Source organism: Microcoleus sp. CAWBG58 (assembly GCF_020883045.1).
Taxonomy (GTDB): domain Bacteria; phylum Cyanobacteriota; class Cyanobacteriia; order Cyanobacteriales; family Microcoleaceae; genus Microcoleus.
The window spans coordinates 46,139-59,084 of sequence record NZ_JAHRFA010000039.1; the positions used below are offsets into that span (position 1 = coordinate 46,139).

Sequence of the window (12,946 nt, forward strand, 5' to 3'; positions counted from 1 at the left end):
TATTCATTGTACATCTTATTTGTTCTGGAACAGGTGGTATGGTGCGTCGCTCGATAATATTTGTCAGCAGCGAGAATTGTTCCCGGCGACGCACCCTACTTTAATTATATCTCCTGAAACAAGCCTAAAGAACAAATAATCATCGGTTCCCGTTTGTCTCCATCTTCACTAACTATACAAAAACGGTCATCCATTCTCAATCCTACAACTAATTCTGCTAATGCCCGATCGCCTATACCGCTTTTTAACTGCCGGTTCAACGTGTCAATTGCCGACTGACGCAGGGGATAGCGGTAAATTTCATCGATCGCTTTTGACAACTCATCCGATGCGAATATTGTACCACGCATGGACTGCGCGTAATTTTTTAAACGTTCGTAGGTTCGGAACCGAGCACCGGAGGATCTCCCTAATTGTCCGCCCGCAGTTAATTCTTCTTCTGCTATCAACTCAGCACCTTTTTTGACTAATTCGTGATGCTGTTTGTCTCTCGGAATCGCCGGAGTCGCTTCGTCGCAGGCGGCAATTCTTAATATGGCGAGTTGCGATTGCGTGACGCTGTTTCCATTGCGATCGACCCAAATCAACGAATCATTCCCCTCGGTGGTTTTCATGTACAATAAAACTCCTTCTGGCTGCAATGGTGCGGGTGTATGAGCGCGAGTTGAGTAAACTACATTTGGCATTGACTCAATGGTTTTCTTCAAAGTCGGATTATTGTCAGTCGCATTTTTCCAAATTTGAAAAGCTTCGGATGTTAGGTCAACTTCGGCATCTTCTTCGCCATCTAAAATCCCGGATTTTTCATTGTAAATATCCAGAATGACTTGCGGTGAATCATCCTCAAAAAAAGTCTCGTCGGTGCCGACAACTTCGGCATTTTCCTGTAATCGCCGGCGCAGTCTTTCCCGCAGGTTGATAATCCGTTCCACTCCTTCCTCTGGCAAAAATGAATAGCACAAAATGCGATCGGCTGTTTGCCCGATTCTATCTACTCTGCCCGCCCGCTGAATCAACCGAATGATTGCCCAAGGTAAGTCATAATTAATGATAATTGCACTATCTTGTAAGTTATGACCTTCACTCAGAATATCAGTGGTAATTAAAACCCGCAATTCTTGTTCTGGTGAGATTTTATCCCGCTTACCGTTGCTAGTTGGACTAAACCGAAATGTGAGTTCTGTGGGGTCTTTTGATTTGCCTGTTACCGATGCAACGCCTGCAATTTCGAGCTTGGTTAAGTTGTCAGTTATATAACGGACTGTATCGGCAAATTGAGTAAAAATTAGTATCTTCTCATGCGGATGAGTTTCTGCAATCAATGTCACCAAAGCTGCTAACTTTTGATCTGGTTGAGAATGCCATACACTACAAGTTTGCAATACTTCAATTAAAGAACGGGCATCGGCTAGCAAATCCCGTTTTAGCTTCTTGCTATCAAAAAAGTCTGACTTCAGCCATTTAAACCTGCGCTGGTAGCGTGTTTGATATTCTCCATAAACTACTTCTGCGCGCTGTTTAAAACTTTTTTCGCCTAACAGCAATTCCGCTTCGATATCTAAAAGTTCTCCCGAATCATCTTCGGTTTCTTCGGTATCAAAACTGCTCATTACAACTGAATCAGCATCTTCATCGCTGTTGCGGGTATCCAACAATTCTGCATCCTGAGTGCCGATCGGGATATCGGAGTTTTGCCCGATCGCATATAAGTAGATAAAATTCCGCAGGATGTGCCGTTCGATCGACTGAATAAAGGCACTGCCGCTGCTTTCTAGCCGTTTAAACAGATTTGTCCGCGAAAATCCCATCAACCGACGACCGCCACGAAATAGGGCATTTAACTGTCGCTGTTCTGCTTCAGTCGGCTGTTGTTTGGGCTTTTTGGCGATGTAATTTCCCAGCCCGTAACGGGGCAGATTTAGGGCGTTGATGACTTCGACAATTTCCGGGAAGTCAAGCTGGGCATTGGTTGTGGAAGTTTCGGATGAAAATTTAATGGTTCTGGGAAGGCGATCGGGAAAATAGGAACGAGTGCGATTGGCAAATTCTAGATATTTGCGATCGTTTTCTGCATCATTTTCCGCATAATTTTCTTTAATAAACGAGCGAGTTCGCCTCACCATATAGCGCTTCATTAAATCTCGCCAATCATCCGGATGTTCGCTCTTTTCAAAAGCAGCTAAAGAGCGCACTGAACATTGATGTCGCTTCATAAATTCTAACTCTCCTTGACTGCCGCCACCCAATTGATTGAGCAAAGCTTCCGGCCGCAATCCTAAATTTTGGTCTTCGGGAATAAACAGCCGTAACTGAGAAGATAAATCTAAATAGGTTTTGTTGTAAGGAGTTGCCGAAAGCAGAATACATTTACTTTCATTGATGGTGATATATTCTTGAATTGCTCGATATCGCTTGCCTTCTCGGTTTCTGAGGTTGTGACTTTCATCAATTAACACAACTCGATAGCGCCGCAATTCTGGCAATTCTTGCTGCACCCGACTGATCGATAAGACTTTGGCCAGCAGGCGATATTTGTCTGCATATTCTTGCCACATTTTGACCAAGTTTTTCGGACAAATAATTAAGGTTTCCAAGAGACAGTCTTCTTGGAGAATTTTGGCAATCGCCGTACCGACTAAAGTTTTGCCCAAACCTACCACATCGCCAATAATCACGCCTCCCCGTTTGGTAATGTGACGGGCGGCTAACTTAACGGCTTCTTCTTGAAACTGAAATAAATTATTAAAATCGCGGGGAATCTGAAATTCGGCAATACCTGCGATCGCCTCGCGGGACAAATGATAGATCATGTTGAGATAGATGTGATAGGGTGGAATTGGTTCCGATCGCGCCCAACTGCGATCGAGAATTTCTGCAAGTTCTTGAGAAATATCAATACAACCGTATTCTTCCCAGCGATTTTCAAACCATTTTTGTAATTTATCACAAGCATCTTGATCGAGAATATCAATATTCAATTCTCCTTGTTTTGAGAGTCCCGATAAAGTCAGATTACTGCTACCCAAAAAGCCAACTATCGGACTGTTTGGATCGTGACGGTGAACGAGATATAGCTTAGCGTGTAGATGATAAGCTAAAAATAATTTAACAATGACTTTTCCGGTTTTAATCTGATAGCTCAACCTGCGTAATCCCTGCTCGTCGATATCACTGGGAGCGCCTATTGTCAACTGCTGGCGAAATTCCTCTGCTATCCGTTTTTTGAGTCGAATAATGGCACTATTGTCAATCCCCCGGTGATGGGAAATCAGACTAAAACTAGCATTCAATTCATCGGATGGCAAACTTTGCATTCCCACCAAAAGGCGGCAGCAGGCTCCCCGATTTCCCATATATGCTTCGATTAAATCGCCAATGCTTCGCCATCCCCGGAGGTTGAAATAGCCAACGCAAAAATCGGCCCGGTAGGAGAGTTTGATGGTTTCTCGTAATACTGGTAGGAGAGATAGTTCGATGTTGTCAAAAATGCGCGGCACTTAGTTTATTCTCTATAGGTTAGTTGTAAATAAAAAGTTTGTAGTAAGGACTTCAGTCCTTGATAATTAAGATAGAAGGACTAAAGTCCTCACTACGAACCTGTTTATAATTGCGGTTCGATTCCGGCCGATCGCAATTGAGCGCGTAATTGCTCTAACTGGTCTTCGGCGCGATCGGCTCTTTCCCGCTCTTCTTCGGCTCTTTGGGCCCCCGATAACAACAGATTACCTGCACTATCCCACCAGCGCAGCCAAGGTAATTCAACATTTTGATAACTACCTTGCCAAATTCCCAATTCTACTCCTAACTGTGCGATCGGATAATGACCGCGCTCATTTGCAGCAACTAATTCATACCTACCTTGGCTGAGATAATACACTTCAACACTAGCCTTGTTGACTTCATAGATTCCATAAAATGCGGGACGAATCACATTTTCATAAATCCAGAATTTCCCCGGTTTAGTTTCCTGTTTACCCGATCGCAATAAAGGCGTTCTATCCCGTTCTTCCGACCCATTACCGATACAAACTCTAACACGATTAATGGTGCTACAAACTCTTGCCACATCACGTAAGAACGCCGATATTTACCGTCTAGTGTTGGCGGGACATTGGGAACGTAAAACCAGTCAGGCGCTTCTGCACCCTTTTCTAACGGGTCAGCTAATCGCCAATAAATACCACTATCTTGACCGATGCAATAGTTACCATCAGCGTGAATTGTTTCTAAAACGGGAGTTATGGAATCGGTTAGTAAAATGCTTTGGGGATGTTCTTGAAAGTTCTTCACAAAAGTACCGTCTGATTCGGGTAGTTGAGTATGATCCGGCCAGCCAGTGGGATTGTTTTCTACATCTAAGCTGAATTTCATAGTTTTATGGTGATTGGAGGTGTTTGTGCGATCCTCTTCGAGGGCTGCGCTAACGGCTTTTAATTTTGATGTTGATGATAGGATAACTTTTGCTCTCCATTCTAATCAATTTGCTCCTCAGTCTCTGCGCCAAAGCCATATGGAAAAAAGGTCGATCGCACCCAACCAACCCCAACCGCTACCCCGAAGTGAGATAACCCCCCGCAGCCCCGTGGCTCGACGCGGTACAATAAATGCGATCGAACTTAACGCTTATATTGAAAAAGCTACACACAACGCCACAGGAGACAACGGACGTATGGGAAAAGTAGTTGGCATTGACCTCGGAACGACAAACTCAGTAGTAGCCGTCATGGAAGGCGGCAAACCGGTTGTGATTGCCAACGCAGAAGGGATGCGGACAACTCCTTCGGTGGTTGCTTTCACCAAGGAAGGGGAACGCCTTGTCGGACAAATGGCCAGACGCCAAAATGTTCTCAACCCCCAAAACACCTTTTACGCCGTCAAACGGTACATCGGGCGCAAATATACCGAACTGACTCCAGAAGCAAAGCGCGTCCCTTACACAACTCGCCGCGACGAAAACGGAAACATCAAAATCAAATGCCCTCGCCTGAAAAAAGATTTCGCCCCAGAGGAAATTTCGGCGATGGTGTTGCGGAAGTTGGCCGATGAAGCCAGCCGCTATCTGGGACAAGAAGTTACGGGGGCTGTAATCACTGTTCCGGCTTATTTCAACGACTCGCAGCGACAGGCGACGCGGGATGCTGGTAGAATTGCCGGACTTGATGTGAAGCGGATTTTAAATGAGCCGACTGCGGCTTCTTTGGCCTACGGTTTGGAAAGGCGAGAAAGTCAAACAATCTTAGTTTTTGATTTGGGCGGCGGTACTTTTGATGTATCTATCTTAGATGTTGGAGATGGAGTATTTGAAGTTAAAGCAACTAGCGGCGATACTCAGTTGGGTGGCAATGATTTTGACTCCAAAATTGTTGATTGGTTGGCTGAACAATTCTTAGAAAAAGAAGGCGTGGATTTACGCAAAAACCGCCAAGCTTTGCAGCGCTTGATCGAAGCGGCAGAAAAAGCAAAAATAGAGCTGTCGGGAGTTGGCGTTACTGAGATTAATTTGCCGTTTATTGATGCAAATGAAGATGGGCCTTTGCATTTGGAAACGCGCTTGACTCGCGGTCAATTTGAGGGGCTGTGCAGCGATTTGGTGCAGCGGATGCGCCGTCCGGTGAAACAAGCTTTGGCTGATGCCAATATGAGTCCTTCTCGGATTGATGAAGTTGTGTTGGTGGGCGGTTCGACTCGCATTCCTTTGGTGCAGGAAATTGTGCGGAGTTTGATCGATCGCGAACCGAATCAAAATGTCAATCCCGATGAGGTTGTGGCGGTGGGTGCTGCTATTCAGGCGGGGATTTTGGGCGGGGATGTCCGGGACGTGCTGCTGTTGGATGTGACGCCCCTGTCCCTGGGCTTGGAAACCATCGGCGGGGTGATGAAAAAACTGATTCCGCGCAATACTACTATTCCAGTTAGGCGATCGGATATTTTTTCGACTGCTGAAAACAACCAAACTGTGGTAGAAGTTCACATCATCCAAGGGGAACGGGAATTAGGTAGAGATAATAAGTCTTTGGGACGGTTTAAATTAACGGGAATTCCGCCGGCACCGCGAGGGATTCCGCAGGTACAAGTGGCTTTTGATATTGATGCTAACGGGATGCTGTTGGTGACTGCTTTGGACAAAACTACCGGCAGGGAACAAAGCATTACTGTGCAAGGTGCTTCGACGCTGAGCCAGCAGGAAGTGAATCAAATGATTCGCGATGCGGAACAGTTTGCTCAAGCTGATAAGTTGCAGCGGGAAAAGGTGGAAAAACGCAATCGCGCTGAGGCTTTGGCTTATCAAGCTGAGCGACAGTTGCGGGAAGTTGCACTCGATCGCGGAATGCAGTTTGCCCAAAGAAGCCGCCAGCGAATTGAAACTTTAATTCGGGAATTGCGAGACAGTTTGGAACGTAAGGATGAGCGGGGGGTTGACCAAGTTGGCTCGGATTTGCAGGATGCTCTTTACGATCTGAGTCGCGAAGTTGCAGCTTTTGCAATGGATGATGATGATGATGATTTCTTTGAGTCTGTGAAGCGGACTTTTACAGGCGATAGTACCAAGCGGCGCAGCGATGACAGCAGCTATTATCAAAATGCTAAGCCCTACAGGCGATCGACTGTCGATCCAATGCCCGATCGCCCTTACGATCGCTCTTACGATCGCGATCGGATGCCAGATCGCGATCGTATGGGCGATCGATCCTACGATCGCGATCGATCCTACGATCGCACACCCGATCGCAGAACCAGCAATAACCGCCCAACTCGCCCCTATCAAAACCAAAGCGACGACTGGGATGACGACGATGATTGGTTGTAATTGAAGGAAGAAGGAAGAAGGAAGAAGGAAGAAGGAAGAAGGAAGAAGGAAGAAGTAAGAAGTAAGAAGGAAGAAGGAAAATAGCGGATTGTTAGCAGAGAATATGTGACCGCCCTTTTTCCACTTCTTCTGGACTTCTTTTTTCTCTCTTCTACTACACTAGACTTCTTGGAAATAGATAGAGATTACTACAATCAGCAAGGAGAAAACTATGTTATATGTCCCATAGAGAACAATACATCTGGCAGCGGGGTATTTATCTTTGTCAACTTTGCTACGAATTAACCAAATCATTTCATCCATCTGAACTTTATGGTATTACCAGTCAAATTCGCTGTGCATCTGTATCAATACCAGCTAACATTGCTGAGGGATATGGACGTGTTACCCGACAAGAGTATATTAGATATTTGCGAATAGCTCTCGGTTCGCTCAGAGAACTGGATACTCATCTAGTGATTTCTGAAAAAGTGGGGTTTGCCGCACTATAAAAAATCTCACCCGTTGTCAAACAAGTAGATGAACTCACACGACTAATGGTCAGCAATATCAATAAACTTCACACAGAATAAAAAATTTTCATTCTTCCCTCTTCCTTCTTCCCTCTTCCGACTTCCATCGGACTTACATCGGACTTACATCCGTTACATCCGTTACATCCGCTACAAAATCCGTTGCCGAACTTCCTTCTTCCTTCCCAAATTATGCAAAACTTTCGTAATTACTATCAAATACTGGGAGTACCCAGAGATGCTACGGCTGACGAGATTAAAAAAGCCTATCGACGACTGGCGAGACAGTTGCACCCTGACGTAAATCCGGGAGATAAATCTGCTGAAGATAGGTTTAAAGATATTAATGAAGCTTACGATATTCTGTCCGATCTCGAAAAGCGCGCTCAATACGACCAGTTTAGTAAATTCTGGAAGCAAAAGGGATTTCAAGGCAAACAAGGCGTAAAAATTCCCAATTTTACAAGTTGGGGAAATAACAAAAATAATCGCAGAAAACCAGCGGAAGATATCGATTTTAGCGATTACTCAGATTTTAATAAATTTCTCGATCAAGTGCTCGGAAGGCGCCGGGAAGTGAGGATGGCGACAGAGAATGATGCACCGCGAGTTCCCACTTCAGAACCGTGGAATACGGCTTCTAAGAAAACGAGTTATGTTGCTAATTCTCGGGAAGAGAGAAGGGATTTGGACGATCGCGAAATTCGACGCGAAACCAGGGAAATAGACGATCGCGAAATCAGAAGAGACATTGATGCGAGGCTAACTCTGCCTTTGGAAAGAGCTTATTCGGGCGGTACCGAGCGCATCCGCTTGGACGACGGGCGGTGGATCGAGGTAAATATGCCGGGGGCGATGGTATCGGGCCAGCGAATTCGCCTGCGAAATCAAGGTATTGGCGGTGGCGATTTGTACTTAAAAATCACGGTTTCTCCCCATCCATTTTTCCGCTTGGAAATGTCGGATATTTGCTGCGAATTGCCGCTGACACCCTGCGAAGCGGTACTTGGTGGAGACATTGAAGTGCCGACTCTAGACGGCTTGGTGAAGATGAAACTGCCACCTGGAGTCACGTCTGGGAAGCGGTTGCGGCTGGCGAATAAGGGTTATCCGACTGGAAATGGCGATCGGGGAGATCAGCTAGTAGAAATTCAGGTGTTAATTCCCAAGGAAATTAGCGACGAAGAAAGAGAATTGTACGAAAAGTTGCGGCAAATTGAGACTTTTAAACCGCGTCAAGATTTGTCGGTTTAATTTTGTAGATGGGAGCATCTCATTTTTGCAAGAAGCATTTTTTATTGTAGAGCTATCCTAAATGATTCATCAAGATTGGTAGGGGTAGTGCCCCGTGCCTACCCCCTATCTATCGGGGCAACCGGATCTTAAAGAACCCCCTACAAGAACTATGAAAATGATGCGAGTATTGCTATATATAAATGAAAAACTGATATGCTCCCCTGTGGGTGCGCGCTGCACGCGGGAAATCTTGTTTGTATAATATAGATAGTAGAGTGCGCCTCCCGCACCTGAAACCTCAACCATTACAAATTCACCGATTATCTATATGTTCACATTCATCAATCCTAAAACTGATTTCGCATTCAAAAAAATCTTCGGTTCACAAAATAGCAAAGACATTCTCAAGAGTTTTTTGAATGCCTTGTTGTATGACAATCAGCCCACCATCGAATATTTGCAAATCCTCGATCCTCATTCATTACCGCTAATCCGAGGGCTGAAGGATACTTACGTAGATATTAGAGCGAAATTAAATGACGGCACAGAGGTAATTATCGAGATGCAGGTTTTGAACGTAGAGGCTTTTGAAAAGCGGATTTTGTACAATGCAGCCAAAGCTTATTCAACGCAATTAGAAACAGCAGAACAATATGTAATGTTGAATCCAGTGATTGCCTTGACCATCACTGATTTTGAGATGTTTGAGGATTTTAGGAAAGTAATTTCGCGGTTTGTGCTAAAAGAAAGAGAGTTCTTAAGCGATTATCCTATTTTCGATTTTGAATTAGTTTTTGTTGAGTTACCCAAGTTCCAAAAAAGTTTGAACGAGTTAGAAACATTAACCGATAAGTGGATATATTTTCTCAAAACTGCTAGGGACTTAAACTCAGTACCTGCAACAATGGAAGAGGTGCCAGAGATTAGTCAAGCATTTACAATAGCGACCAAAGCTAATTTGAGCTATGACGAATTAAGCGAGTTGCAAAAACAGGAAATTTACATCCAAGACCGTCGGGGAGCAATCACTAAAGCGGTCAGTATAGCAACAGAAAAAGGCAGACAACAAGGCAAACAAGAAGGCAGACAAGAAGGAATTAAGGAAGGACAATTCGCACTAATTATCCGTTTGTTAGAACGTCGTGTAGGTGCGATCGCTCCCGAAGTTCAAAATCAAATTCAGGAATTGTCGATCGCGAAATTAGAAAATTTAGCAGAAGCTTTGCTCAATTTTACCCAAATCTCGGATTTAACAGCTTGGCTGGAAACACAAGATTTACCCGCCCGATAGCCGACTCTGTAGGGTGCGTCAGCGATTAGCCTAATTTTCAGATGTTCCGTCAGAAGTGGCTGACGCACCCTACTACAAATGTGAGTGTCATGTGTACAAAAATGAGATGCTCCCGATCGCACTCGATAACATAAGTAAAATTACTGTTGCAATTCTTCAGGAACTAGCCGAAAATTAACCTCAAGCTAATTTTTCCACAATACAGGAGCATTCCGCCACAATGACTCAAATGCCGCCTCAATGCAAAAATCTGCAAGAGCAAGTTGACTCTCTACTCCAACTGCTGCGTCAAGAATCGTCTCTGCGACAACAAGATATCACGGCGGTACAATCTTCTCTGAAAAAGGCAATTTCTCCTGAGTTTGAGATTGTGTTTGCGGGCGCTTTTAGTGCGGGAAAATCAATGCTGATCAATGCTTTGCTGGAGCGAGAATTGCTCTACAGCGCTGAAGGACACGCAACCGGTACTGAATGCTATATCGCCTACGCTGAATCGGCCCAAAAAGAGCGTGTTGTTCTCACTTTTTCGAGCGAAGTTGAGATTCGCCAGCAAGCCTATGCTCTGTGCGAGCAGTTAAATTTAACGACTGAAATCGATATTAATCTCACAGATGTAGTTAAAATTTTAGCTCAGGGATGCAGCATAATTATCGAAAAGGAAGGCGGAGAAAATAAATCGGAGCGAGCTAAACAAGCAAAGGCTCTTACTTTGCTATTAGAAGGGTTTGAAGCGAATCGCGATCGCATCCAAACTATCGAAAACGCTACTTATTCGATGGAACAGTTTAATTTTTCCAATCTCAAGGAAGCTGCAAGTTACGCGCGGCGCGGTAGCAACAGTGCTGTACTCAAGCGAGTTGAATATTACTGTTACCACCCGCTGCTGCAAGATGGGAATATTATTATTGATACGCCGGGAATTGATGCGCCTGTCAAACAGGATGCGGCATTGACCTATGATAAGATTGAAAGCCCGGATACTTCGGCGGTTGTTTGCGTATTGAAGGCTGCGTCGTCTGGAGAAATGACGACGGAAGAGACGGAGTTGATGGAAAAAACGCGATCGAATCCCGGAATTCGCGATCGCCTGTTTTACATTTTCAACCGCATCGACGAAACTTGGTACAACGCGCAACTGCGTCAGCGCTTGGAAAATCTGATTAATTCCGACTTTCGCGACACCGCCAGAGTCTATAAAACCAGCGGGTTGCTGGGATTTTACGGAAGTTTGATTAAAGGGACAACCGGGCGCGATCGTTTTGGTTTGGATAGCATTTTTGTCGAAAATCGCGATCGACTTCATGCAGATATCAATGCGGCTAGTAAAAGCGAAAACAGTGAAGAAACACCGCAATTTGTCAGCGAATTTAACCGCTACTGCGCGAATTCCGGCAAACTATCTCCCAGCAAATTTCGGATTTCAGTTAACAGCTACGAAACGCCCAGTCAAAACTACGTGCGGATTCTGGCGGAACAAGGTCAACCGTTAATTATGCAATTAATTCAAGATAGCGGCATCGAAGATTTTCGCACAGCCATCACCGACTATCTCACCAAAGAAAAGCGCCCGCAACTCTTCAGAAATCTCGCTGACGATTTAGAGGATTTGTGCATTCAACTGCGGAAACAATACCAAACAATTCAGCGGAATTTGGACAGCCAGCCCCGCGAAATTGAAGCGATGAAAGCCCAAGAACTTTTACGCCTAAATCAAGAATTGCAGCAAGTCGGACAGGAATTTCGAGAACATATCGCGACAGAAATCAATGAAATGATTATGAATAAATGCGATATTTTCGATACAGATTTTCGCCAACTGCAATCTCGGATGATTCGCCGCTTGGATGAATTGTTAGATGGGTTTTCGGTTGAGGCGGCTTACGGACGCACTTTGATGACTCATCCGCGCAATGCTACTGCACCTTTAATTGCGGTTTTAGTGGAAGCGCTTTACTATTTAGCGAATCAGTTGGAAGATATTTTAGTAGAGGCTACTAAGTCACTGGTTGAGAATTATTTCCAGTATTTGAAAGACAGCATTCGCAAGTCAGAATACTATCGATTACTTTATCGGTTGTTGGGGAATGACGGGGGAATTGAACAGCAGTTAGAGGAGTTGTCACAGCGGGTTTCTCGTGCTTTGGTGAATGCGGCGGGCGTGGAGTGCGATCGCTACGTGCGAGAAAGTCCCCGTTTTTACGACGAAGGCACGTTTTCGATTTACCAATTCCGGGAAACATTGCAGCAAACATCCCAAGGTTTTGACTGCGAAAATATGGTAGACGCGCAACCAGCAATTAGACAATTATTGAGGCTAGATTTTGAGCCGAAAGTATCGAAAACCATTCGGCAAACTTTCCGCCAAACTGTGAATCAAACGCTGAAAGAGCATTTGTTACCGATGGCGGAACAGCAAGCTGATGATATTTTGCAGAAATACAGTCAAGCCCGCGATTATTTGGAGCAAACTTTGGCGCAGGAAGCTGAGGAGAAAATTGCTAAGAATCTGCGGTTGCAAGCTGAGAATGAAGAGAAAATTCAAGAGTACGATCGGGCGGTTTCGGGAATTAATAGTTGTTTGCAAGCAATGAAGTTGCACGAGCATTTGTTGCCTATAATTGGAGATAATAATAGCGTTGTTGTGGATTGTGAATGATTGAAATTAAGGCGATTGGAAACCGGGGAGATTGAAATTAAGGCGATTGGAAATCCGGGCGATTGAAATTAAGGCGATTGGAAACCGCCGCGATTGGAAACCGGGCGATTGGAAACCGGGTGATTGGAAACCGCCGCGATTGGAAACCGGGCGATTGGAAACCGGGCGATTGGAAACCGGGCGATTGGAAATCGGGCGATTGGAAATCGCGGCTACACAGACAAAACCCGCCTCCGCGGGTTGAAGACATTCTTAATTCTTAGTCCGCGGAGGCGGACATCGTTTGTATAGCCGCGAATTCTATTCGCCGGGATTATTGCTAAAAGAGCATCAATTACGGCGATTGGAAATCGCGGCTACACAGACAAAACCCGCCTCCGCGGGTTGAAGACATTCTTAATTCTTAGTCCGCGGAGGCGGACATCGTTTGTATAGCCGCGAAT

7 protein-coding genes and 1 pseudogene are annotated in these 12,946 nt (G+C 44.9%); 6 read left to right on the top strand and 2 right to left on the bottom strand.

Going from position 1 to position 12,946, the window contains the following annotated elements:
* Positions 1 to 104: 104 nt before the first annotated feature.
* On the bottom strand, positions 105 to 3,497 hold the full coding sequence (locus tag QZ918_RS18410) for a DEAD/DEAH box helicase family protein (protein ID WP_293337425.1): 3,393 nt from the start codon (positions 3,495 to 3,497) through the stop codon (positions 105 to 107).
* 104 nt (positions 3,498 to 3,601) lie between these two features.
* Positions 3,602 to 4,371: pseudogene (locus tag QZ918_RS18415) on the bottom strand (Uma2 family endonuclease).
* Between the two features lie 298 nt (positions 4,372 to 4,669).
* On the opposite strand from QZ918_RS18415, the gene dnaK reads away from it, so the two are divergent.
* The 6 genes from dnaK to QZ918_RS18445 all read left to right on the top strand — a co-directional run bounded on the left by dnaK (position 4,670) and on the right by QZ918_RS18445 (position 12,747).
* On the top strand, positions 4,670 to 6,808 hold the full coding sequence (gene dnaK / locus QZ918_RS18420) for a molecular chaperone DnaK (RefSeq protein WP_293153226.1): 2,139 nt from the start codon (positions 4,670 to 4,672) through the stop codon (positions 6,806 to 6,808).
* A 218-nt stretch (positions 6,809 to 7,026) separates the two neighbouring features.
* Positions 7,027 to 7,299: a four helix bundle protein gene (locus QZ918_RS18425; protein ID WP_293337427.1), complete on the top strand. Its 273-nt coding sequence runs from the start codon at positions 7,027 to 7,029 to the stop codon at positions 7,297 to 7,299.
* A 213-nt stretch (positions 7,300 to 7,512) separates the two neighbouring features.
* Complete coding sequence (locus QZ918_RS18430) at positions 7,513 to 8,574, top strand: DnaJ C-terminal domain-containing protein (RefSeq protein ID WP_293337429.1); 1,062 nt, start codon at positions 7,513 to 7,515, stop codon at positions 8,572 to 8,574.
* 310 nt (positions 8,575 to 8,884) lie between these two features.
* Entirely contained in the window at positions 8,885 to 9,847 is a 963-nt protein-coding gene (locus QZ918_RS18435; RefSeq protein WP_293337431.1) for an Rpn family recombination-promoting nuclease/putative transposase, read from the top strand.
* A 220-nt stretch (positions 9,848 to 10,067) separates the two neighbouring features.
* Positions 10,068 to 12,503, top strand: coding sequence for a dynamin family protein (locus QZ918_RS18440; RefSeq protein WP_293337433.1), 2,436 nt, complete (start codon positions 10,068 to 10,070; stop codon positions 12,501 to 12,503).
* Between the two features lie 31 nt (positions 12,504 to 12,534).
* On the top strand, positions 12,535 to 12,747 hold the full coding sequence (locus QZ918_RS18445; protein WP_293153182.1) for a hypothetical protein: 213 nt from the start codon (positions 12,535 to 12,537) through the stop codon (positions 12,745 to 12,747).
* Positions 12,748 to 12,946 lie beyond the last annotated feature (199 nt).

Bases quoted from the DNA above. Each gene is read 5' to 3' on its own strand.
- QZ918_RS18425 (WP_293337427.1), top strand. From the start codon at position 7,027: ATGTCCCATAGAGAACAATACATCTGGCAGCGGGGTATTTATCTTTGT.
- QZ918_RS18440 (WP_293337433.1), top strand. From the start codon at position 10,068: ATGACTCAAATGCCGCCTCAATGCAAAAATCTGCAAGAGCAAGTTGAC.
- QZ918_RS18430 (WP_293337429.1), top strand. From the start codon at position 7,513: ATGCAAAACTTTCGTAATTACTATCAAATACTGGGAGTACCCAGAGAT.
- QZ918_RS18435 (WP_293337431.1), top strand. From the start codon at position 8,885: ATGTTCACATTCATCAATCCTAAAACTGATTTCGCATTCAAAAAAATC.
- dnaK (WP_293153226.1), top strand. From the start codon at position 4,670: ATGGGAAAAGTAGTTGGCATTGACCTCGGAACGACAAACTCAGTAGTA.